Below are 21115 nucleotides of genomic sequence, written 5' to 3'. Positions count from 1 at the left end.
ACAGGAAGCTAACTAGGAGGATACGCCGACATTGCCTTTTCCACAGCCTCCCGAATGGCATCGACTCGCTCACCCTGGCTGCCGCGGTTGCTGGTTTCAGCGCTGGAACTCCAGACCGGTTCACCGTTTTGCGCGTCGTACAGGTCGACGTGAACCACCACGACCTGTTCCTCATAAGTGCGCACAATCGGCGTGCTGCCGTACATGCCATAACCCGGGCCATAACCATAGCGGTTGTAGCCACCATAACCGCCGTAGTAGCCGTAATCGTCCTGGACCTGACGCAAGCGGGTTTCCAGGCGCAGGTCAGCGCTGACGAACAGGTCCGCCGGCCGATTGTCATGCAGAGGCCGCAGGCCGCGTTGATCCAGCGCACTGCTGACGGCCTCGGCGACCTGCTCCGAATCCGCCCACGGGGTGCCCGGCGGCATTTGCCCGTTGAGCCAGGCCCAGCTGCGATAACGCCCGTAGTCTCGCGGTGGCGCTGGGTAGGCACTGCGATCAAAAGTACTGGCCGCCTGGGGCGGCGCAGGCGGCAAGGGCTTGGAACTTGCCACGTACGGATTGCTGCCCTGGCAGGCCGCCAGGCCCAGGCAGATCAACAGCAACCCTGAACGACTTTTCATTTCGGACTCCGATCAGACCGGCCGACAGATCCAGTGCAAATAACGCCCAAGCCCGGCAAAGGCTGGATGGCGACGATGGGCCAGCTCCATTTCGAGCAGGTCCGACAGCTCGGCGCGGGCCTGGAACTCCACCGGCATGTAATCGTGAAAAACCCGCACGCCACTCTGACTTTCGACCTGCCACAGCCCCTCAAGTTGCGCGGCCAACTCCCGTGGATCCAGCGGCTGTTGCGGGGTCAGGCTCTGCTTCTCGCCGGCCATGTCGTTCTTGCGCATCTTGCGGAAATGGCCCTTGAGCAAGTTGCGGTAAATCAGTGCATCGCGGTTGTAGAAGGCCAGGGATAGCAAGCCGTCGGCCTTGGTCAACCGATGCAGCACCGGCAGGATGGCGTGCGGTTCGGACAGCCACTCCAGCACGGCATGACACAGCACCAGGTCGTAGGGTTCGGTGAGCTGGCCGGGCAGTTCCTGCCAGGGCGCCTGGATGAAGGTCGCACTCTGGCCCGCATCGGCAAAGCGCTGGCGGGCGCCTTCAAGCATGGGCTCGGCGGGCTCGGCCAGGGTCACCTGATGGCCACGCTGGGCCAGCCACAACGACATGTGGCCAAGGCCGGCGCCGATATCCAGCACTCGCAACGGCCGGTCCGGCAGGGCTTCGGCCAGATCGGCCTGGAGCACCGCCAGGCGAATCGCACCTTTGGCGCCGCCGTAGATTTTTTCGGCGAAACGCGTCGCCAGTTGATCGAAATGACGGTCGCTCATCAGCCGAACCTCCGCTCGCTGTCCGCCAGCTTGCTGCGTACAACCTCATTCATGTCGAGCCCCAGTTCGCTGCACAGCAACAACAGGTAGAGCACGATATCGCCGACTTCCTGCCCGGCATGGGCCAGCTTGTCGGCGGGCAACTGGCGCGACTGGTCTTCGCTCAGCCACTGGAAAATCTCCACCAGCTCGGACATTTCGACACTCGCGGCCATGGCCAGGTTTTTCGGGCTGTGAAATTGCCGCCAGTCATTGCGATCACGGATGGCGTGCAGGCGTTCGGTCAGTTCAACAAGGTTCATCGGGCTCTCCTGAAGGCGTATAGCTTCGGGGGGATGGCGGGGGAAGGCAAGTGCCTGGCAGCGTTGTCGATCTTTGCACCATAATCATTCGATGGCGTGCCTCGGCGGCGCCTGTGAAAATTCGCTGGCACGCCAGCTCCTACAGACAGGACGTTCATTTCATGCAGGTAGAAGGTTTTTTCGAATGGCTTGGCCAGGTCCTCGGTTCAGTCATCCGCTTCATCGTTGACGGCCTCAGCGGTCTGTTCCAACTGGTGAGTCGCGCCAGCAGCCATTTTGTCGAAGGCTTGTCCCAGGCACTGGGGATGGACACATCGATCATCAGCATCATCACCCTGGTCGTCGGGTTGGTACTGCTGTGGTCGGCGATCCGCGCGTTCATGAACGCCGCGTTCATCATGGGGATCATTTGGTTGATGCTGGGGTTGTGGTTGCTCAGCTGGATCATGCACTGACACCACCCACCGCCGTGTCGCTACAATGCCTGCTCCCCAAGGAGCCTGCATGTCCAACCTGATCGCCGACTGGCGCGACCGCCCCACCCATCGTCGGGTCTGGGCGCTGGCTGCGCCGATGATTCTCTCGAACATTTCCGTACCGCTGGTGGCGCTGGTCGACAGCACTGTCATTGGCCACCTGCCCCACGCCCATCAACTTGGGGCCGTGGCGGTCGGCGCCAGCCTCTATACCTTCCTCGCCTGGGCCATGGGTTTCCTGCGCATGGGCTCCACCGGTTTTGCCGCCCAGGCCGCAGGGCGCGGGGATGGCGCGGCGTTGCGGCAGATTCTGTTGCAGGGCCTGCTGCTGGCCATGGGGCTGGCGGTGCTCCTGGGTGCCTTGGGTGTGCCGTTGAGCGGGGTTGCGCTGCACTTCATGCAACCGTCGGCGGAACTGGACCAGATGACCCGCGAGTTTTTCCACACACGCCTGTTCGGCCTGCCCGCGGCCCTGGCCAGCTATGCGCTGGTCGGCTGGTTTCTCGGCACGCAGAACGCCCGCGCGCCGCTGGCGATCCTGCTGAGCACCAACCTGGTCAACATTGCCCTTAACCTGTGGTTTGTCCTTGGCCTGGAATGGGGGGTGGTGGGCGCGGCCCGGGCTTCGGTGATCGCCGAGTGGACCGGTGCGCTGATCGGCCTGGCGCTGACCCGCCAGGCCCTGCGCGCCTATCCCGGCCATATCGTCTGGGCCGCACTGGCGCTCTGGCAGAGTTGGCGACCGCTGTTGGCGGTCAACCGCGACATTTTCATCCGTAGCCTGGCGCTGCAGTCGGTGTTTTTCCTGATCACCGTGCAAGGCGCCCGGCTGGGCGATGCGACCGTTGCCGCCAACGCCCTGCTGCTCAACGGCTTGCTGCTGACCGCCCACGCGCTCGACGGCCTGGCCCATGCCGTGGAAGCCCTGTGCGGGCACGCCATCGGCGCTCGCGACCGCGATGCCCTGCGCCGCTCCCTGGTGGTGGCCTGCGGCTGGTCATTGCTGGCGAGCCTGGGCTTTGCCGGCATGTTTGTGTTTGCCGGACACCTGTTCATCCAGATGCAGACCGACATAACCAGCGTGCGCGACACCGCCTTCCTGTACCTGCCCTACCTTGCCGTGCTGCCGCTGATCGCGGTCTGGAGCTACCTGCTCGACGGCCTGTTCATCGGTGCCACCCGCGCCAGGGAAATGCGCAACGGCATGCTGTTGACGGTGGCTTTACTTCTGCCGTTCGCCTGGGCGCTGCAGGGATATGGCAACCATGGCTTGTGGATAACCTTCCTGCTGTTCATGTTGCTGCGCAGCCTGACGCTCGGCTTGATTGCCTGGCGTCTGCGCCAGAACGATGGCTGGTTCGCCCGCGCGCACTGAGCCGGCGTGGTTTACAGCGCCAGCTCAAGGGGAGTCGTTCTGCCATAGCTTGCGCAGGCTTTCGAGACGCTCCTGCTGGGTAGCCCCCGACAATGGCTGCACCAGCCAGGCGTCGGGGTATTGCAAGCGCAGCCACATCCAGCCATCAAGCACCGGGCGTTCGCTGAAGCCCAATGCCAGGCCCTCTTCCAGATGGCCCCACAAATGCGTGAAATCAGTTCCCGTGGATCGATTCCAGCGCCAGGCGTGGTGCTCCAGCAGACAGGTCTGCAGTTTTTCCCGCTGCCGGGGGCTGAGATCTTCATCGACCTCCAGAGGGCGCACGGCAAGCCCCGGGTTAAACAATTGCTGCCAGCCCTGACAATCCAGCGCGCGGTCCGCCCAGGTGCCGCCGAACCAGCGTAACTGGCTGATAGGCCCCAACCAGCGACTGAGTTCCTCGGCATCGCAGGCATCAAAAAAATAACTGGCGGTGTTCGGGTTGTAGTAACTCAACAAGGCGCGGTGATGCAGGTTGAACGAGACGCTGAGCATGCGCCGCAGATGCGCCAGCAATGTCGATGCCGGCGCCTCGCTGAACATCAGCAACCCACGCCAGCGTTGCCCGTCGACGCGGTAGAGATCGGCCAGAGCCGGGCAGCTGCGCAGATCAACGAGTACCGGCCCCTGCTCCTGCAGTGCCTGCCACTCGGTGTCGTCGAACAACCTGAACCGATGGGCATGAGCAAACGTGTCCTGCAGGGTCATACCCGCCTGCGGTCCGCCCGGAATGTCCAGCAACAACCATTGCGGGTTCGCATTCGGCGCCTGTGCCGCGCTCATGCCGCACCGCTCTGGCCAAGGCGAGTGGCCGCGCGGCATACGCAGGGTGCCTGTGCGCAATGATTGAAACTGCCGCCACCGGGCAGCAGGCACAGCAGCATCAGGGGCTCGCCCGAACACAGCCACTGTTGCACACCGTCGAGCGGGCAATCTTCGAGATCCGTGGCGGCAGGGTTGGGCGCCTCGTCTGCTTCGGCACCGGCGGGGCCGTGCAGAAACCCGGTAATCAACGGCCGGTCCGGATCACCTTCGGTGAAGCTCACCACCACCTCCGTGCCTTCAGCCAACCGGAGGCTGCCCGCCGCGTTCAATGGCGCAGCCAATGGCAGCCAACAGTGGCTGGATGCCGCGCCCTCCCCCTGATAAACCCAGTCAAACTGCACCGCCACTGGCCTGGATGGATCAGGTTGCGGCTCATCGACATCGACCACCCAGGCACGTTGCAGGCTGTGCATCCGTGGCTTCACCGCCACATGCGGTGTTTCAAGGGGTGATACCCAGTGCTCCGCCCGCACCTTGTTGCTGTAGGTCTGGCTCGCCGCCTGTGCGCCTTGATGCTCGATATGGGTCACCAGCCACAGCTGATTCCATTCGGTAACCGGGTGCCCGGACAGCGGCATGAGCTGGCCGCTGCGCAGCGTTGCCAGGTCAGTGTCACATTCCACGCGCTGCGCCGCGTCATCGGTGCAGCGCTTGACTTCGAAACGACGCACTGCCGCTTGCCCGCCCGCCGCACGGAAGACCGCCGCTTCAGCGACCTGAAAATTCCCCGGCCCATCACCGAACACCACGCAATGCCCATCAGCCCGCTGTTCGAAGTGATAGTGCAACCGCTCCTGGGCGCACAAGCGCTGCACAAACTGCAGGTCCGATTCCCGGTACTGCGTGCAGAAATCACGGGGCGGGTAATCGCCAGCCAGTTCAAAGCGCCGATCCTGATCGCCGATGCCGTGCTCCCTGAGCACCTGATCCAGTATCTGCGGCACTGAACGTCCGCTGAAAATACGCTGGCTGAAGCGCTGGTCCAGACAGGCGAGTTTGGGCCCCAGCCGAACCTGACAGAGCCTGATCCCCTGGCCGTGATCGCGCTGGACCAGTTCATGCAACTGTCCATGGATGGCGTTTCCCGCCGGCCCGAACAGCAAGGAGGCCGAACGGTACAGCAAGCTGGCGAGGTCGAGTGTCGGGTCTTCGATCAGCAGGTCCACGTCGAACACGAACGGCTCGCTGATGGATTCTCTACCGGCAAAAGCCAGAACCTCGAAGGCATTGGACAGACCTGCTACGTCCAGACGAAATGACGGCTCGTTGACTGGATCGACCATGGGCGTTTCTCTACAGGAGGGAAAGCCGGGGATTCTCGCCGAGAGACATGGCCGAGTAGAGAGGCGAAATACAACTTAGGAAAAGACCTACGCGAAAAGAGGACCAAATCCCTTGGACGGCCAAGTCGCGGTCTTTTTCGCTGGAAGAAAGAGAATTGCCCTACCGGGCCATCTGAAATTTCCGAAGCAAAAGGTAAATTTTCAGACAACCCGGTGAGCGAGGTACTTACCTCAGGAAGACAGGTAAGAGGAACGGGTCAGGCCCAGACGCAGGGCATCGAGGAATTGGGTGCGTTCGCTGGCACTGATGCGGGCACTGGCGCACTTGTCGCGGTAGTGGGTCATCAGTTCTTCCGGCGACAGGTGCACGTAGCGCAGCATGTCTTCGATGGTGTCGTGGGTCTCGATGCCGGCGTGGTACACGCTGCCGTCGGCGTTCTGGTAGATGTTCACCGAATCGGTGTCACCGAACAGGTTGTGCATGTCGCCGAGGATTTCCTGGTAGGCGCCGACCAGGAACACGCCCAGCAGGTAGTCCTCGCCTTCGTTCAGGGCGTGCACCGGCAGGCTGGTTTCGATGCTCTGCTCGTCGACGTACTGGTTGATCTTGCCGTCGGAGTCGCAGGTCAGGTCCTGCAGCACCGCGCGACGCAGGGGCTCTTCGTCCAGGCGGTGCAGCGGGATGATCGGCAGTACCTGGTCGATCGCCCAGGTGTCCGGCAGGCTCTGGAACACCGAGAAGTTGCAGATGTACTTGTCGGCCAGCTTGTCGTTGAGCTCGTCCAGCACCTGGCGATGGGAGCGCTGACGGGCCTTCAACGAGTTGTGCAGGCGACGGCATACGGCGAAGTAGCATTGCTCGGCCAGGGCTTTTTCCGCCAGGGTCAGCTTGCCGTCGGCGTACTGGGCGGCAACGTCGCTCATGTAGTGCGTGGCGCGCCAGTAGGTTTCGGTGACCATCTCGATGTCGGTCGGACCCAGCAGGTCCACCAGCCACTGCACGGTTTCCGGCAGCGCTTCCTTGTTCTCGATCTGTGGCACGTCGTCGTTGTGTTTCTCGACGTCGGTCACCTGGATCACCAGCATGGCGTGGTGCGCGGTCAGGGAGCGGCCGCTCTCGGAGAAGATGTTCGGGTGCGGCAAGCTCTGCGCGTCGCAGAATTCCTTGAGCATGCCGACCACGACACCGGCGTAATCGTCCATGTCGTAGTTGATCGAACTGGCGTTACGCGAGTGCGTACCGTCGTAGTCCACGCCCAGGCCACCGCCGACGTCGATGTGATCCACCGGCAGGCCCAGGTTGCGCAGCTCGCCGTAGTAACGGATCGCTTCCTTGAAACCGTGCTGGTAGTCCGCCAGGTTGGCGATCTGCGAACCCATGTGGAAGTGCAGCAGGCGGATGCCCTGGTCCAGGCCCGCGGCGCGGAAGCGCTCGACCACCGACAGCAATTGCGCCGCCGACAGGCCGAACTTGGATTTCTCGCCACCGGTGTCGGCCCACTTGCTCGACGCCAGGGACGACAGGCGCACGCGCAGGCCAACCTGTGGCTTGACCTTGAGCGAGGCGGCTTCTTCGATCACCAGGCCGACTTCGGATTCTTTTTCGATCACGATGAACACGTTGTGGCCGAGCTTCTGACCCATCAGCGCCAAACGGATGAACTCGCGGTCCTTGTAGCCGTTGCAGACAATGGTGCCGCCCTTCGGCGCCAGCGCCAGCACTGCCAGCAGCTCTGGCTTGGAGCCGGCTTCCAGGCCGATGGAGACGTTCTGGGTAGCGATGATGTTCTCGATCACCGCTTCTTGCTGGTTCACCTTGATCGGGTACAGCGCGGTGTACTTGCTCTGGTATTCCAGGCGCTCGATGTTGGCGTCGAATGCACCGGTCAGCTGACGCACGCGGTCTTGCAGGATGTCCGGGAAACGAACCAGCAACGGCAAGGACAAGCCGCTTTCGCGCAGCTGTTCGACTTGCTCGAACAGATCGATGGGTGAGCTGCTCGGACCGTTGGGACGAACCTCGACGCGACCGGCGTCATTGATCGCGAAATACCCGGCCCCCCAATGGCGAATCCCGTAAACACTGCGGCTGTCCGCAACTGTCCATTGGCTGCCATCGTCTTTGCGTGTGCGTCGTACGGACATTGAAGTCCCCTATAAAGAAGTCATAGTGCGTCGCCTGGATTCAGGCCGGCGCAGTCTAAAGAATGAAAATGACGGTTCGTCAACGAAGGGATAGACCTCGCCGACCGCAGTGAGTTTAGAAACCGGTCATGAACAGGCTCTGTGAAAACCATGGTGACGACGCCAGGCCTGCACTCAGGCAGGTCTGGATCAAGCCGCGGGTGGTTTTCACAGAGGCTGCTAGCCGCCGGACTTCTTCGCCTTGAAACCGTGTTTGATCAGCTCAGCCAAGAGTAGCTCGACATGATCGCCCTGGATTTCAATGATCCCGTCTTTCAACGCCCCACCGGTACCACAGCGTTTTTTCAACGTTGTAGCCAGCTCCTTGAGCGCGTCTTCGGCCAAGGGCACGCCAGTGATGGTGGTCACCGTCTTGCCGCCACGGCCCTTGCTTTCGCGACGCACGCGCGCGATGCCGTCGCCGGCCGGGATAACGGTCTGTTTGCAGATGCAGGCGTCCACCGGTTTACTGCATTCCGGGCAATGACGACCTGCGTCGGTGGAAAATACCAGGCCACCAAGGGCGGCGAAGGATGCGGCTTTTTTGGCCACCGGCAATCCTCTTGGGAGGACAAAGACTGGTCGCGGCAACCTGGGCAGGTGCCATCGACCGCGAAGCCCCACTCAGGCAGGGGCAGCGCTACTGAGCCAGGCAATACCGGCTCAGTTTGAAAAGGTCGCGCAGTGTAACGGCAAAAACGCCGATTGCTAAGAGCCAATCGGCGCCAATTTATAGCTGTATTGCGACGTCTTGCCCGCGAGACTTCAGATAGCGTTTCAATGCCGCCAAAGAGTCCGGGCAGTAAGGCTTTTGCTCGATATCCCGTAGCACTTGCTCGATGGGCATGAAGCGCGCTTCCAGTACCTCTTCCGGTTGCAGGGTCAGCGGGCCGTCCCACACCGCCGAAAACGCCGAACACCAGAGGCGATTACCGGTGTCTTCGAAGAAAAAGTGGTCATGAACGGTCAACTCCACCCCGCTCACCCCCAACTCCTCTTCCAGCTCCCGGGCGGCCGACTCGGCATAGGTTTCGCTGGCGAGCACCATGCCGCCCGCCGCCACGTCCCAATAACCCGGATAGATCGCCTTGCTCAGGGTGCGCCGGTGTACACAAAGCTCGCCGGCGGAGTTGAACAACATAATGTAGGTACCGCGCCCGATCAGCCCGCGCTCGCGCAAGTCAGACCGCACCAGGGCGCCGAGCAAGTTGTCCTGCTCGTCGACCCAGGCGATCTGTTCGGCATCCGAGGCCGCCCGATGTGCGGCCTCGCGCTGGTTATCGATGGAGCTATCGGCCATGGCTCAGCCCTGATTCAGCAATTGACGCAAATCGATCACCGCGGCGTTGGCCCGGGAGATGTAGTTGGCCATCACCAACGAGTGGTTGGCCAGCACGCCGAAACCGCTGCCATTGAGGATCATCGGGCTCCAGACCGCTTCCTGCGACGCTTCCAGTTCACGAATGATCTGGCGCACGCTGACCGTGGCGTTCTTCTTGGCCAGCACGTCGGCGAAGTCCACTTCGATGGCACGCAGCAAATGCGACAGCGCCCAGGCCTGGCCGCGGGCTTCGTAGAACACGTTGTCGATCTGCAGCCATGGGGTTTCGACGATCTCTTCATCGACCTGTGGCACCTGACCAGGGGCCACCACTTCGGTTTTCAACGCCGTGTTGAGCTTGACCCGGCCAACACTGGCCGACAGGCGTTGCGACAGCGAACCCAGGCGGGTGCCGACATCACCCAGCCAGTTGTTCAGGTTATCGGCACGGGCAAAGAACAGTGCGCTCTTCTGGTTCGGATCGGACAGGCGAGTCTGATAGCGGGTCAGGGAGTTGATGCCCTCCTGGAACTCGGACTCACTGGATGGCAGCACCCAGCTTTTATTGTCGAAGTTGAAGCGCGGCTCGGCCTTGGCCAGGTCGGCGTCTTCGGTGGACTGCGACTGCGAGCGGGCGAAGTCTTTACGTAGCGCGCGGCTCAAATCGCGCACCTGCACCAGCACGCCATATTCCCAGCTCGGCATGTTGTCCATCCACAGGCCTGGCGGCAGGCGGTCGTTGGAAATGTAGCCGCCCGGCTTGTTCAGCAGGGTACCGGCGACACTCTTGAGGGTTTCCACCGTGGTGTAGCCGACCACCATCTGCTTGCCGTCCCGTTCGGCGGCCAACTGCGCATTCTGCTGTACCGGAAACAGAGCAGGTTCCGCGCTCCAGTACCAACCCAGAGCAATCGTCACCAGCAGGTAGATGCCAATCAACGTGGCCAGCGCCCGGCTGAACACCAGGCCGCCCAGATAACTGCGGGTGGCCGACTTCGGTTCAGCGGCACGTTCAGGCGCGCTACCGGCGCGGTTCTTCCAGTCCAGCATGGCGATATCCTTTCAATTACTTGAGTTCATCGATTCGACCACAACCATACAACAACGTGCCTTTGCCCGGCACCCGCCGTTGGCTTTACAGCGAAATTTATCTCTTTATCCCTAGGGGAATCCCTTAGCCCGCCAAGACTGAGAACCTGCCGCTTTCCAGCAATGGACTATCGGCTACCGCAGCCCTGCGTGCTGGACGCAAGCAGCTTCAGAATTGCACTCGACGCTGGCCGAGCCCAAGGATTGCTAGACCTGAGCAAGAACTGGCAGGCAATTGGCGACTCGCTGGTCAGAAACTGAATGGATGGGGGTCACAGATTATTAACGTTCAACACTCATGTAACGGAAAAGAGATGCTAGCATAGAGCCACCAGTCGACCTCAGCGTACCCCCTAACCAGTAGTCAGGATATGACCGAGCCAGAAGACCCCAGCCGCGAGCGCCTCAAGCATCACTTTGCCCAGCGGGTAATTCATCAAGCACGTCAGATTCTTGAGATATGGCAACGCCTGCAACGCAACGAATGGTCGACCCAGGAACTGGCGGAACTGAGCGAGGCCAACCTGCGCCTGCTGCGTTTCGCCGAACGCTTCGAACAACCCGAACACACGCAACTGGCGCGTCACATCGGCCAGTCCCTGGAGGCTGTCGATGCCAATCGCGGACGCCTCAGCAGCGGCCTGATCAGCGACCTCAACCGATTGATGCAACGCCTGTCGCGCACCGGCCTGCGCCATGGCGATCAGCTCGACCAAACATTCCTGCCGCCCTTGCGCAAGCCGGTCTATGTGATGCTGCAGGATCATGACCGTGCCGAGCGACTGGCCAAGCAGCTGGAGTTTTTCGGCCTCAGTGCCCAATCCCTGGAGAGCGTGCCGGCATTCCGCTCCTCGATGGTCGAGCGCCTGCCGGCAGCCATCGTCATGGACGTTGACTTCAGCGGCCCAGGCATAGGCCTGAAACTGGCGGCCGAAGCCCAGGAAGGTCTCGACCAGCGCTTGCCGCTGCTGTTTTTCAGCCTGCATGAAACCGACACCCCGACCCGCCTCGCCGCCGTGCGTGCCGGTGGCCAGGAGTTCCTCACCGGCACCCTTGAGGCATCAAGCCTGCTGGAAAAAATCGAAGTGCTGACCTGCGTCGCCCAGTACGAGCCTTATAAAGTGCTGATCATCGACGATTCGCGCGCCCAGGCCTTGCACACCGAACGCCTGCTCAACAGTGCCGGGATCATTACCCGGACCTTGCTCGAGCCGATCCAGGCCATGGCCGAGCTGGCGGACTTTCAACCGGACCTGATCATCCTCGACATGTACATGCCGGCCTGCACCGGTACGGAGCTGGCCAAGGTCATCCGCCATAACGACCGCTATGTCAGCGTGCCGATCATTTACCTGTCGGCCGAGGACGACCTCGACAAGCAACTCGACGCCATGAGCGAGGGCGGCGACGACTTCCTGACCAAACCCATCAAGCCCCGGCACCTGATCACCACCGTGCGCAACCGGGCGGCACGGGCTCGCAATCTCAAGGCACGGATGGTGCGCGACAGCCTCACCGGCCTGTACAACCACACACACATCCTGCAATTGCTCGAAGACTGCAGCTTTCGCGCTCGCCGCGAGGGCAAGCCGCTGAGCTTTGCGATGCTCGACATCGATCACTTCAAGCGCGTCAACGACAGTCACGGCCACCCCATGGGCGACCGGGTGATCAAGAGCCTGGCGCTGTTCCTCAAACAGCGCCTGCGCAAGACCGATTTCATCGGCCGTTACGGTGGCGAAGAGTTCGCCATTGTCATGCCCGATACCGACCTCGAAGCGGCCGTCAAAGTGCTCGATGACATCCGCAAGCGTTTTGCCGAGATTCATTATCCCGCGCAACCCCAGGATCTGTGGTGCACGTTCAGCGCCGGCGTGGTGGACCTCAGCGAACACTCCGACAGCCTGTTGATGGCCAGCCAGGCGGACGAGGCGCTGTACCGTGCCAAAGGGGCGGGACGTAACCGTGTGCAGGCCGTCCGAGCATCAAAGCAAAGTGCCACTTTTTCATCGGAAGAGCCCGATACGGTCATAACCCTGTAACACAAACGCAATAACTTCAGGGACTTACCATTCTGCCGTTGGTAGTCCTTGATGCGCCTGAAACTGCTGACCAATCTCAATACCCTTCTTTTAGTTGCCGTGTGCGTAGCCCTTGGCGCCACACTCTGGTGGTCGCAAAAAGCCCTCGAACGCCCCTATCTGTTGATGGAGCGCTACCTGGGGTTGTCACAGCAGTTCCAGAATGACGTGGCACGCAATATTGTGGATTACCTCGCCAGCGGCGATGCACTGCGCTTGAGCAGCGCCAGCCAGGCCATCGACAAGCTGCACAATGAACTCGGCGAGTTGCCTCCCGCCCTGGCTGAGACCTTGCGTCCGAGCCTGGCCAACCTGGACGAATTCAGCAAAACCGATCTGCTGGCCGCCGGCAAGCTCGCGGGCGACCCACAGGCCCTGCTCCTGCAAGCCGAACGAGAGCTGGGCGCCAGCCTTGAGCAACTCAGCCAGTACGCCAGTGGCATCGCGAGCTACCTGGCCCCGCTACTCACCGCCTCCCAGCACCTGGGCAAGCTGTCACTGGCCCGGGACAAACTGGTCAGCAGCGGCCGCAGCGAACTGGCCGCCGATGTCGAGCGCGAAATCAACAACATCCGCAGCCAGGCCGAAAAGCTGGACGCCCTGCCGTTATTGGGTGTGGCGGCCAGCGCTGAGTCGAACACCGATGATTTCGCCGCGATGATGGGCCTGGAGAACAGCGAGAAAGCCGCCGCCGAAGATGCCGGCGTCGGTTTAAAGCGTGAGCTCAACAGCCTGCTCGGCCGCTACCCGGCGGAACTGTCGCGCACCCGCGAGCAAATCCAGAAACGCGCCGAACTCAGTGCCGCGACGCACCTGAAAATCGCCGCCGTGCAACAAGCCATCGCCGGGCTGGAGCCGGTGGTACGCGCCCAGCACGGGCAGATCCAGAGTGAAGTCCGGCTGATGCAAGGGCTGATGATCGGCTTGATTCTGTTGATCGCCCTGCTGATCGACACCTTGCAACGACGCCTGGCGCGGACCCTGACCAACCTCGCACCGGCCTTGTCGACCTGGGCGGAAGGCGATTTCAGCCGGGATATCCAGCTGGGTAACACCAACCGCGAACTACACGATATCGAAGCGTCGCTCAACCGCTTGCGCGCCTATCTGGTGGACCTGGTGGGGACCATTCGGCTCAATGCCGAACAGGTCGCCGGCAGCAGTCGAACCCTGGCCGAGCTGAGCAATGATCTGCACAGCGGCGCCGAACACCAGGCCGGTGACACGGCAATGATCCGCGACTCCCTCGGCGAACTGGAAGCGACCATCCAGCAAGTCGCCGGCGACGCCAGCCAGGCCGCCGACGCCAGTCGCCATGCCGGCCAGGCGGTCGAGCATGGCCAGAGAGTCATTGGCCTGAGCCTTACCGGCCTGCATGCGCTGGTGGGCGAAGTGCAAGGCAATGCGCAGATGATCGAGCACCTGGCCGAAGAGTCCGCGACCATCGGTGGCGTGCTCACGGTGATCCGCTCGATTGCCGACCAGACGAACCTGCTGGCCTTGAACGCCGCCATCGAAGCGGCCCGGGCCGGGGAAATGGGCCGCGGCTTTGCCGTGGTGGCCGAAGAAGTGCGCTCGCTGGCACAACGCACCGCCGGGGCCACGGCCGAAATCCAGACCCTGATCGCCGGGCTGCAGACCGCGGCACGCCAATCGGTCGAAGGCATGCGCGCCCAGGTCGAGCACGCCGAAGCCACCGCCAATCAGGCGCAGGCGGCGGACGGTGCGCTGGATAAGATCGTCGGGGCGATCCAGACCATTTCCGACACCGCGGTACGCATCGCCGATATCACCGCCCAGCAGAGCGGTGCCGTCAGTGAAATCCGCGATCACAGCGAGCGTATTCACCAGTTGGGTGGGGATAACTTGCTGCGTATCGGCCAGGGGCGTGAGCAAGGGGAGAATTTGCTGGTGTTGGGTGGACGTTTGCATACAGCCGTTCAGGCCTTTCGCGTCTGACAGCCCCCCTGTAGGAGCGAGGCTTGCCCGCGAACAATACGATGCGGTCTTTCAGGCAAACCGCGTAATCGTTCTTCGCGGGCAAGCCTCGCTCCTACGGGTACGGCGCAATTCATACTACTGTCCGCTATCATCCCCCCAATTCCGATACGCGAGATCGTCATGCGCCGTTTGCTTTGCCTGCTGCTTTTAGTATTCGCCCTGCCGGCCACCGCCGCCGGGTTGCTGGAGAATCGTCCCAGTTCGACCCTGGGCTCGATCAACAACAGTGCCGATTTCCTGCCGGTGCGCGAAGCCTTTCAGTTGAGCCTGGTGGAAAGCACGCCACAATCGATCAAGCTGCGCTTCGTCGCCACCGAGGGTTATTACCTTTACCGGCATCGCTTCCAGTTCCGCGCCGACCCGGCCGATGTCACCCTCGGCCCGGCACAACTGCCCAAGGGCGAACAAAAGCACGATGAGTACTTCGGCGATGTCGAGGTCTACCACGGCGTACTCGATGTAGAACTGCCGCGCACCGATCAACGCGCCTTCACGCTGGCCGTGACCTACCAGGGCTGTGCCGACAAAGGCCTGTGTTATCCACCGGAAACCGAGCGCCTGGGCATCGACGGCAGCGACCCGACGACAACCCACGCCTGGAACTGGCGCGAACTGGCGCTGTTTTTCCTCGCAGGCCTGGGCCTGACCTTCACTCCGTGCGTGCTGCCCATGCTGCCGATTCTTTCCGGCGTGGTGTTGCGTGGCCAGGTCGGCGGCTGGCGTGGTTTCAATCTGTCGCTGGCCTATGTGCTGCCGATGGCCGCCTGTTTCGCCTTGCTGGGTGCGCTCATGGGCCTGTTCGGCGCCCAGCTCAACCTGCAGGCGCGCCTGCAATCGGCCTGGGTGCTGGTGCCGTTCGCAATGTTCTTTGCGCTGTTTGCCCTGGCGATGTTCGGCGTCTTCGAACTCAAATTGCCCCACGCCATCAGCAGTCGCCTGGACCGCATTGCCGGCCGCACCGAAGGCGGCTCGCTGTGGGGCGCCGCGGTACTGGGCGTGGTTTCCAGCCTGTTGGTTTCGCCCTGCGTCTCGGCGCCGCTGGCCGGTGCGCTGCTGTACATCAGCGCCAGCGGCGATGCACTGGGCGGAGGCCTGAAACTGTTCATGCTCGGCCTGGGCATGGGTGCCCCGCTATTGCTGGTGGCCACCGGCGGTGCCGCCTGGTTGCCGAAAAGCGGACCGTGGCTGATCTACGTGAAAAACGCGATCGGCGTGTTGCTGCTGGGCCTGGCGATCGCCTTGCTCAGCCGGGTGCTGCCGGGGCAGGTGACCTTGCTGCTGATCGGCTTGCTGGCCGCTGGTGTCGGGTTGTTCCTGGGAGCACTGGAGTTCGTCTACAAACCGCCGCGCAAACGCCTGGGGCAACTGCTCGGGATGTTCCTGCTGTTTTATGCCCTGGCCTGTTGGTACGGCGGCTTCAGCGGCCAGACCGATCCATTCAGCCCGATCAGCCAGCCGTCCAGGGTGGTTGGCAACGAGCCCGTGCAAAACCCCAGCGCCTGGCAAACCATCAGCACCCCGGCAGACCTCGACCGCGTGCTCGCCGAAGCCCGCTCGTCCGGCACCCCGCTGCTGCTCGACTGGTACGCCGACTGGTGTATCAGCTGCAAAGTCATCGAACATGAAGTGCTCGACGATGCCAGCGTCGTCGAACGCCTCAAGGGCTATCGGCTGATCCGCTTCGACATCACCGCCAGTAACGCCGAACAACGTGCCCTGCTCGACCGCTACCAATTGTTCGGCCCTCCAGCCTTGATGTTTTTCGGCAAGGACGGCGTCGAACTCGTCGATGTGCGGGTCATTGGCGAGATCAATGCCAGGGACTTCGCCGAACGTGTCGACAAGGCTAATGACCGGATTTAACCAGGCGGTCATATATTTCGCGCAAACATCGGTCATCGTGCTGGCTATTGCAGAGAACTGGACAGTCACAAAGGCTTTGCGGCATAGTCGCCGGGTTCTGACAAATGCACACGGATAACCAAGGAACAGCCGATGGCAACGCTACTCGTATTGCATGGACCCAACCTGAACCTGCTTGGCACCCGCGAACCGGGCACCTACGGCGCTACGACGCTGGCGCAGATCAACCAGGACCTGGAACGCCGCGCCCGTGAAGCCGGCCACCATTTGCTGCACCTGCAAAGCAATGCCGAGTACGAATTGATCGATCGCATCCATGCCGCCCGCAGCGAAGGCGTGGACTTCATTTTGATCAACCCGGCGGCTTTTACGCATACAAGTGTCGCATTACGTGACGCGCTGCTGGCGGTGAGCATCCCATTCATCGAAGTGCATTTGTCTAACGTGCACAAACGCGAACCTTTCCGCCATCACTCTTACTTCTCCGACGTAGCGGTAGGAGTGATCTGCGGCCTTGGCGCCAGCGGTTATCGACTGGCCCTGGAGGCCGCACTAGAGCAGCTTGAACAACAAGCTAAACGCCCCTGACCGACCCTTGGGAGTTGATGATTCATGGATATCCGTAAAGTTAAGAAACTGATCGAATTGCTGGAAGAGTCCGGCATCGACGAGCTCGAGATCAAGGAAGGCGAAGAGTCCGTACGCATCAGCCGTCATAGCAAGACCCCGGCTCAGCAGTACTACGCGCCAGCTCCAATGCCTGCTCCGGTTGCCGCGCCTGCCGCTGCCGCCGCTCCGGCTGCCGCTGCCGCCCCTGCAGCTCCAGCCGCGCCAGCACTGAACGGCGCCGTTGCCCGTTCGCCGATGGTCGGTACCTTCTACCGCAAGTCTTCGCCAACCTCGCCGTCCTTCGTTGAAGTCGGCCAGACCGTGAAGAAAGGCGACACCCTGTGCATCGTTGAAGCCATGAAGATGATGAACCACATCGAAGCTGAAACCAGCGGTGTGATCGAATCCATCCTCGTCGAAGACGGCCAGCCGGTTGAGTACGACCAACCGCTGTTCACCATCGTTTGAACCGCGGAGAGCCTTTGATGACTGCGAAGTTGGAAAAAGTTCTGATCGCCAACCGCGGTGAGATCGCACTGCGGATTCTGCGCGCCTGCAAAGAGATGGGCATCAAGACCGTCGCCGTTTATTCCAAGGCTGACAAGGAACTGATGCACCTGGGCCTGGCAGACGAGTCCGTCTGCATCGGTCCGGCATCGGCCGCCCACTCCTACCTGCACATCCCGGCAATCATCGCCGCGGCCGAAGTGACTGGCGCCACCGCCATTCACCCAGGCTACGGCTTCCTCGCGGAAAACGCCGACTTCGCCGAACAGGTCGAGAACTCCGGCTTCGCCTTCATCGGCCCGAAAGCTGAAACCATTCGCCTGATGGGCGACAAGGTTTCGGCCAAGCACGCGATGATCGCCGCTGGTGTACCGACCGTTCCAGGTTCCGACGGCCCGCTGCCGGAAGACGAAGAAACCGCTCTGCGCATCGGTCGCGAAGTCGGTTATCCGGTGATCATCAAGGCCGCTGGCGGCGGCGGTGGTCGCGGCATGCGCGTGGTGCACAAGGAAGAAGACCTGATCTCCTCGGCGAAACTGACCCGCTCCGAAGCGGGCGCAGCGTTCGGCAACCCGATGGTCTATCTGGAAAAATTCCTGACCAACCCGCGCCACGTCGAAGTTCAGGTTCTGTCCGATGGTCAGGGCCAGGCGATCCATCTGGGCGACCGCGACTGCTCGCTGCAACGCCGCCACCAGAAAGTTCTCGAAGAAGCGCCGGCGCCGGGCATCGACGAGAACGCGCGTGAAGAAGTCCTCGCCCGCTGCGTCAAGGCGTGCATCGACATCGGCTACCGTGGTGCCGGTACTTTCGAGTTCCTGTACGAGAACGGCCGCTTCTACTTCATCGAGATGAACACTCGTGTCCAGGTAGAGCACCCGGTATCGGAAATGGTTACCGGTATCGACATCGTCAAGGAGATGCTCAGCATCGCCGCCGGCAACAAGCTGTCGTTCACCCAGGATGACGTGGTCATCCGCGGTCACGCGCTGGAATGCCGGATCAACGCCGAAGACCCGAAAACCTTCATGCCAAGCCCGGGCACGGTCAAGCATTTCCACGCTCCAGGCGGCAACGGCGTTCGCGTCGACTCGCACCTGTACAGTGGTTATGCCGTTCCGCCGAACTACGATTCGTTGATCGGCAAGCTGATTACCTACGGGGCAACCCGTGACGAAGCCATGGCGCGCATGCGCAATGCGCTGGACGAAATCGTGGTCGACGGGATCAAGACCAACATCCCGCTGCACCGCGACCTGACCCGCGACGAAGGCTTCTGCAAAGGGGGCGTGAACATTCACTACCTCGAGCACAAGCTGGCTGGCGAGAAGCACTAAGCTTCGACCCATCAACAAGGCCGCCTTCGGGCGGCCTTGTTGTTTCTGGACATTACACATCCCCCCGTAGGAGCCAGGCTTGCCGGCGAACCAGACGCCGCGGTGTATCTGTAGCACCGCGTCATCGTTCTTCGCGGGCAAGTCGGATCGCCGCCCGCTCGCTCCTACGAAAAGCTCTACCCGGTCGTCTTCTTCCTCGCGCTCGCGTAAACTTGCGCGCTTCTCGCAGCCCGCTAGGCTGCAATCAATATTTTTCAAAGGTGCCCGCCATGCCTTGGCTGCAAGTCCGTCTCGCCATCAGCCCAGAACAAGCCGAAACCTACGAAGACGCTTTCCTTGAAGTGGGCGCCGTGTCGGTGACCTTCATGGACGCCGAAGACCAGCCGATCTTCGAGCCCGAACTCAACACCACGCCGCTGTGGTCCCACACTCACCTGCTGGCGCTGTTCGAAGGTGGCACCGAGCCAGGTCCGGTACTGGCCCACCTTGAGTTGCTGACCGGTGGCCCGCTGCCCGAGCATCACAGCGAAGTGATCGAGGATCAGGACTGGGAACGCAGCTGGATGGACAACTTCCAGCCCATGCGTTTCGGCCAGCGCCTGTGGATCGTGCCGAGCTGGCACGCAGCCCCCGAGCCAGATGCCGTGAACCTGCTGCTGGATCCGGGCCTGGCCTTCGGTACCGGCACGCACCCGACCACCGCTTTGTGCCTGGAATGGCTCGACGGCCAGGACCTGAAGGACTGTAACGTTCTGGACTTCGGTTGCGGTTCGGGGATTCTGGCGATCGCCGCGCTGCTGTTGGGCGCCAAACAGGCCGTGGGCACCGATATCGACGTGCAGGCGCTGGAAGCTTCCCGTGACAACGCCGGGCGCAATGGCATCGCCGACGAACTGTTCCCGCTGTACCTGCCCGAAGATCTGCCGCAGGTCCAGGCCGATGTGCTGGTGGCCAATATTCTCGCCGGCCCGCTGGTTTCGCTGGCGCCGCAGTTGTCGGGCCTGGTCAGGACGGGCGGTCGCCTGGCGCTGTCGGGCATCCTCGCCGAGCAAGGCGATGAAGTGGCCGCAGCCTATGCCAAGGACTTCGATCTGGACCCGATCGCCAATCGCGATGGCTGGGTGCGCATCACTGGCCGTCGGCGCTAGAATGGACGCCTGCACCTACCGGATCGCCGCATGACCGACAGCTTCGTCACCCAGTGCCCGCATTGCCAAACCAGCTTCCGCGTCAGCCATGCCCAGTTGAGCGTGGCGCGCGGCGTTGTTCGTTGCGGCTCATGCCTGCAGGTGTTCAACGCCGCCAAGCAATTGCTGGAGCAGGCAGGCAAGGAAGCACCCGTGCCGACGCCGGCACCGCGGGAGACCGTCGAACCGCCGCAGCAGCGCGCCATCAGCCAGAAACAATGGAGCGCCACCGAGCTGGACCTGGACAGTCTCGACCTGGACGAAGAACTCGCCCGGCTTGAACAGCGGGAAATCCAGCCGACGACCGAGATCGGCCGACACCGCGAAGACACACTCAGCGCTCGCCGCGACAGCGCCGAGCACGACGAAGCCCCGTGGCCCGACAGCCTGTTCAGCGAGTCAGCTGCGGATCGCGCCCAGGCGGCCGACACCCTTGACGCGCTCGATGTGCTCGACACACCGCCGCCACCGAGCGAAGCCACGCGCACCGAACCGTCGCTGTCCCTGGAACCGGTGGACCTGGACGATGAACCGCAGCCCCCGCAACTGCGCCTGAACGATCCGCTCGTCCCCCCAGTGCATCATGAACGCATGACGGCGACCGCCGAGATCGACGACGACCTGCCTTCGATCGAGCCACCGCGCAAGCGTCGCGAACGCAGCGAAGCAGGGGTTCGTGCCGAAGCGCTGCAGGACCTGACCGACGATCCACTGCAACTGGACTGGCAAAAACGTCGCTCGCCATGGGGTCGCCGGCTGTTCTGGCTGTTGTTGATCCTGCTGGGAGCCGGTGCACTCGCCGGCCAGTACGTCGCCTACCACTTCGACGAGCTGGCGCGCCAGGACCAGTACCGCCCCTGGTTCCAGCAACTGTGCCCGCAAATCGGCTGCACGGTGCCCTCCAAGGTCGACATCGCGAAAATCAAGAGCAGCAACCTGGTGGTCCGCAGCCACCCGGAGTTCAGCGGCGCCCTGGTGGTCGATGCGATCATCTACAACCGCGCCCCTTTCTCGCAGCCCTTCCCGCTGCTGGAGCTGCGCTTTGCCGACCTCAACGGCCACCTGATCGCCAGCCGCCGCTTCAAGCCCGGCGAGTACCTCAACGGCGACCTCGAAGGCAAGGTGGAGATGCCTCCGCAAACGCCAATTCACATCGCCCTCGACATCCTCGACCCTGGCGCCAAAGCGGTGAATTACAGCCTGAGCTTCCACTCCCCCGAGTGAAACGATTCACTGATCGGCAATTGA

19 protein-coding genes are annotated in these 21115 nt (G+C 62.2%); 10 read left to right on the top strand and 9 right to left on the bottom strand.

The window, feature by feature from the left end:
- Positions 1 to 8 precede the first annotated feature (8 nt).
- The 3 genes from OH720_RS02985 to OH720_RS02975 are packed head-to-tail and all read right to left on the bottom strand — an operon-like array spanning position 9 to position 1690.
- On the bottom strand, positions 9 to 626 hold the full coding sequence (locus OH720_RS02985; RefSeq protein WP_272604504.1) for a DUF4136 domain-containing protein: 618 nt from the start codon (positions 624 to 626) through the stop codon (positions 9 to 11).
- Between the two features lie 12 nt (positions 627 to 638).
- Positions 639 to 1388, bottom strand: coding sequence for a methyltransferase domain-containing protein (locus tag OH720_RS02980; RefSeq protein ID WP_272604503.1), 750 nt, complete (start codon positions 1386 to 1388; stop codon positions 639 to 641).
- Positions 1388 to 1690: a MazG-like family protein gene (locus OH720_RS02975; RefSeq protein WP_272604502.1), complete on the bottom strand. Its 303-nt coding sequence runs from the start codon at positions 1688 to 1690 to the stop codon at positions 1388 to 1390. The genes OH720_RS02980 and OH720_RS02975 overlap by 1 nt, the downstream gene beginning before the upstream one ends.
- Before the next feature lie 161 nt (positions 1691 to 1851).
- On the opposite strand from OH720_RS02975, the gene OH720_RS02970 reads away from it, so the two are divergent.
- Complete coding sequence (locus tag OH720_RS02970) at positions 1852 to 2145, top strand: hypothetical protein (RefSeq protein ID WP_008058795.1); 294 nt, start codon at positions 1852 to 1854, stop codon at positions 2143 to 2145.
- A 49-nt stretch (positions 2146 to 2194) separates the two neighbouring features.
- Complete coding sequence (locus tag OH720_RS02965) at positions 2195 to 3541, top strand: MATE family efflux transporter (protein WP_272604501.1); 1347 nt, start codon at positions 2195 to 2197, stop codon at positions 3539 to 3541.
- Positions 3542 to 3565: 24 nt separating this feature from the next.
- On the opposite strand, the gene OH720_RS02960 is transcribed toward OH720_RS02965, so the two are convergent.
- From OH720_RS02960 to OH720_RS02935, 6 genes are all read right to left on the bottom strand, one after another.
- Positions 3566 to 4363, bottom strand: a complete 798-nt coding sequence (locus OH720_RS02960; protein WP_272604500.1) for a DUF4123 domain-containing protein — start codon at positions 4361 to 4363, stop codon at positions 3566 to 3568.
- On the bottom strand, positions 4360 to 5688 hold the full coding sequence (locus tag OH720_RS02955; RefSeq protein WP_272604499.1) for a contractile injection system protein, VgrG/Pvc8 family: 1329 nt from the start codon (positions 5686 to 5688) through the stop codon (positions 4360 to 4362). Before OH720_RS02955 ends, OH720_RS02960 begins: the two co-directional genes overlap by 4 nt.
- A 231-nt stretch (positions 5689 to 5919) precedes the next feature.
- Entirely contained in the window at positions 5920 to 7833 is a 1914-nt protein-coding gene (gene speA / locus OH720_RS02950) for an arginine decarboxylase (RefSeq protein ID WP_008058799.1), read from the bottom strand.
- 219 nt (positions 7834 to 8052) lie between these two features.
- A complete protein-coding gene (locus tag OH720_RS02945; protein WP_007914613.1) occupies positions 8053 to 8424 on the bottom strand; it encodes a translation initiation factor Sui1 in 372 nt (123 codons plus the stop codon).
- A 178-nt stretch (positions 8425 to 8602) separates the two neighbouring features.
- Positions 8603 to 9172 (bottom strand): NUDIX hydrolase, encoded by a 570-nt coding sequence (locus tag OH720_RS02940; protein ID WP_272604498.1) that lies wholly within the window; start codon positions 9170 to 9172, stop codon positions 8603 to 8605.
- A 3-nt stretch (positions 9173 to 9175) separates the two neighbouring features.
- Positions 9176 to 10243 (bottom strand): DUF2333 family protein, encoded by a 1068-nt coding sequence (locus OH720_RS02935; protein WP_008058805.1) that lies wholly within the window; start codon positions 10241 to 10243, stop codon positions 9176 to 9178.
- 410 nt (positions 10244 to 10653) lie between these two features.
- On the opposite strand from OH720_RS02935, the gene OH720_RS02930 reads away from it, so the two are divergent.
- From OH720_RS02930 to OH720_RS02895, 8 genes are all read left to right on the top strand, one after another.
- Positions 10654 to 12324: a response regulator gene (locus OH720_RS02930; protein ID WP_272604497.1), complete on the top strand. Its 1671-nt coding sequence runs from the start codon at positions 10654 to 10656 to the stop codon at positions 12322 to 12324.
- 51 nt (positions 12325 to 12375) lie between these two features.
- Positions 12376 to 14322, top strand: a complete 1947-nt coding sequence (locus OH720_RS02925; RefSeq protein WP_272604496.1) for a methyl-accepting chemotaxis protein — start codon at positions 12376 to 12378, stop codon at positions 14320 to 14322.
- Positions 14323 to 14484: 162 nt separating this feature from the next.
- A complete protein-coding gene (locus OH720_RS02920) occupies positions 14485 to 16227 on the top strand; it encodes a protein-disulfide reductase DsbD (protein WP_272604495.1) in 1743 nt (580 codons plus the stop codon).
- 132 nt (positions 16228 to 16359) lie between these two features.
- Complete coding sequence (aroQ, locus tag OH720_RS02915; protein WP_008058809.1) at positions 16360 to 16815, top strand: type II 3-dehydroquinate dehydratase; 456 nt, start codon at positions 16360 to 16362, stop codon at positions 16813 to 16815.
- A gap of 24 nt (positions 16816 to 16839) precedes the next feature.
- Positions 16840 to 17304 carry an acetyl-CoA carboxylase biotin carboxyl carrier protein gene (gene accB / locus OH720_RS02910; protein ID WP_008058828.1) on the top strand — a complete coding sequence of 155 codons (465 nt, stop codon included), beginning with the start codon at positions 16840 to 16842 and terminating at the stop codon, positions 17302 to 17304.
- Positions 17305 to 17321: 17 nt separating this feature from the next.
- Positions 17322 to 18680, top strand: a complete 1359-nt coding sequence (gene accC, locus OH720_RS02905; protein ID WP_008053950.1) for an acetyl-CoA carboxylase biotin carboxylase subunit — start codon at positions 17322 to 17324, stop codon at positions 18678 to 18680.
- A gap of 269 nt (positions 18681 to 18949) precedes the next feature.
- Positions 18950 to 19828 (top strand): 50S ribosomal protein L11 methyltransferase, encoded by an 879-nt coding sequence (gene prmA / locus OH720_RS02900; RefSeq protein WP_272604494.1) that lies wholly within the window; start codon positions 18950 to 18952, stop codon positions 19826 to 19828.
- Between the two features lie 30 nt (positions 19829 to 19858).
- Entirely contained in the window at positions 19859 to 21091 is a 1233-nt protein-coding gene (locus OH720_RS02895) for a DUF3426 domain-containing protein (RefSeq protein ID WP_272604493.1), read from the top strand.
- Positions 21092 to 21115 lie beyond the last annotated feature (24 nt).

The sequence above is a fragment of the Pseudomonas sp. WJP1 genome (genome assembly GCF_028471945.1).
GTDB lineage: Bacteria > Pseudomonadota > Gammaproteobacteria > Pseudomonadales > Pseudomonadaceae > Aquipseudomonas.
The sequence above is the reverse complement of the archived record's forward strand: the minus strand, read 5'-3'. Positions and strand labels throughout refer to the sequence as shown.

Bases quoted from the DNA above. Each gene is read 5' to 3' on its own strand.
- OH720_RS02940 (WP_272604498.1), bottom strand. From the start codon at position 9,172: ATGGCCGATAGCTCCATCGATAACCAGCGCGAGGCCGCACATCGGGCG.
- OH720_RS02980 (WP_272604503.1), bottom strand. From the start codon at position 1,388: ATGAGCGACCGTCATTTCGATCAACTGGCGACGCGTTTCGCCGAAAAA.
- OH720_RS02895 (WP_272604493.1), top strand. From the start codon at position 19,859: ATGACCGACAGCTTCGTCACCCAGTGCCCGCATTGCCAAACCAGCTTC.
- OH720_RS02925 (WP_272604496.1), top strand. From the start codon at position 12,376: ATGCGCCTGAAACTGCTGACCAATCTCAATACCCTTCTTTTAGTTGCC.
- aroQ (WP_008058809.1), top strand. From the start codon at position 16,360: ATGGCAACGCTACTCGTATTGCATGGACCCAACCTGAACCTGCTTGGC.
- OH720_RS02935 (WP_008058805.1), bottom strand. From the start codon at position 10,243: ATGCTGGACTGGAAGAACCGCGCCGGTAGCGCGCCTGAACGTGCCGCT.
- prmA (WP_272604494.1), top strand. From the start codon at position 18,950: ATGCCTTGGCTGCAAGTCCGTCTCGCCATCAGCCCAGAACAAGCCGAA.
- OH720_RS02970 (WP_008058795.1), top strand. From the start codon at position 1,852: ATGCAGGTAGAAGGTTTTTTCGAATGGCTTGGCCAGGTCCTCGGTTCA.
- OH720_RS02985 (WP_272604504.1), bottom strand. From the start codon at position 626: ATGAAAAGTCGTTCAGGGTTGCTGTTGATCTGCCTGGGCCTGGCGGCC.
- speA (WP_008058799.1), bottom strand. From the start codon at position 7,833: ATGTCCGTACGACGCACACGCAAAGACGATGGCAGCCAATGGACAGTT.
- OH720_RS02960 (WP_272604500.1), bottom strand. From the start codon at position 4,363: ATGAGCGCGGCACAGGCGCCGAATGCGAACCCGCAATGGTTGTTGCTG.
- accC (WP_008053950.1), top strand. From the start codon at position 17,322: ATGACTGCGAAGTTGGAAAAAGTTCTGATCGCCAACCGCGGTGAGATC.
- OH720_RS02930 (WP_272604497.1), top strand. From the start codon at position 10,654: ATGACCGAGCCAGAAGACCCCAGCCGCGAGCGCCTCAAGCATCACTTT.
- OH720_RS02955 (WP_272604499.1), bottom strand. From the start codon at position 5,688: ATGGTCGATCCAGTCAACGAGCCGTCATTTCGTCTGGACGTAGCAGGT.
- accB (WP_008058828.1), top strand. From the start codon at position 16,840: ATGGATATCCGTAAAGTTAAGAAACTGATCGAATTGCTGGAAGAGTCC.
- OH720_RS02965 (WP_272604501.1), top strand. From the start codon at position 2,195: ATGTCCAACCTGATCGCCGACTGGCGCGACCGCCCCACCCATCGTCGG.
- OH720_RS02920 (WP_272604495.1), top strand. From the start codon at position 14,485: ATGCGCCGTTTGCTTTGCCTGCTGCTTTTAGTATTCGCCCTGCCGGCC.
- OH720_RS02975 (WP_272604502.1), bottom strand. From the start codon at position 1,690: ATGAACCTTGTTGAACTGACCGAACGCCTGCACGCCATCCGTGATCGC.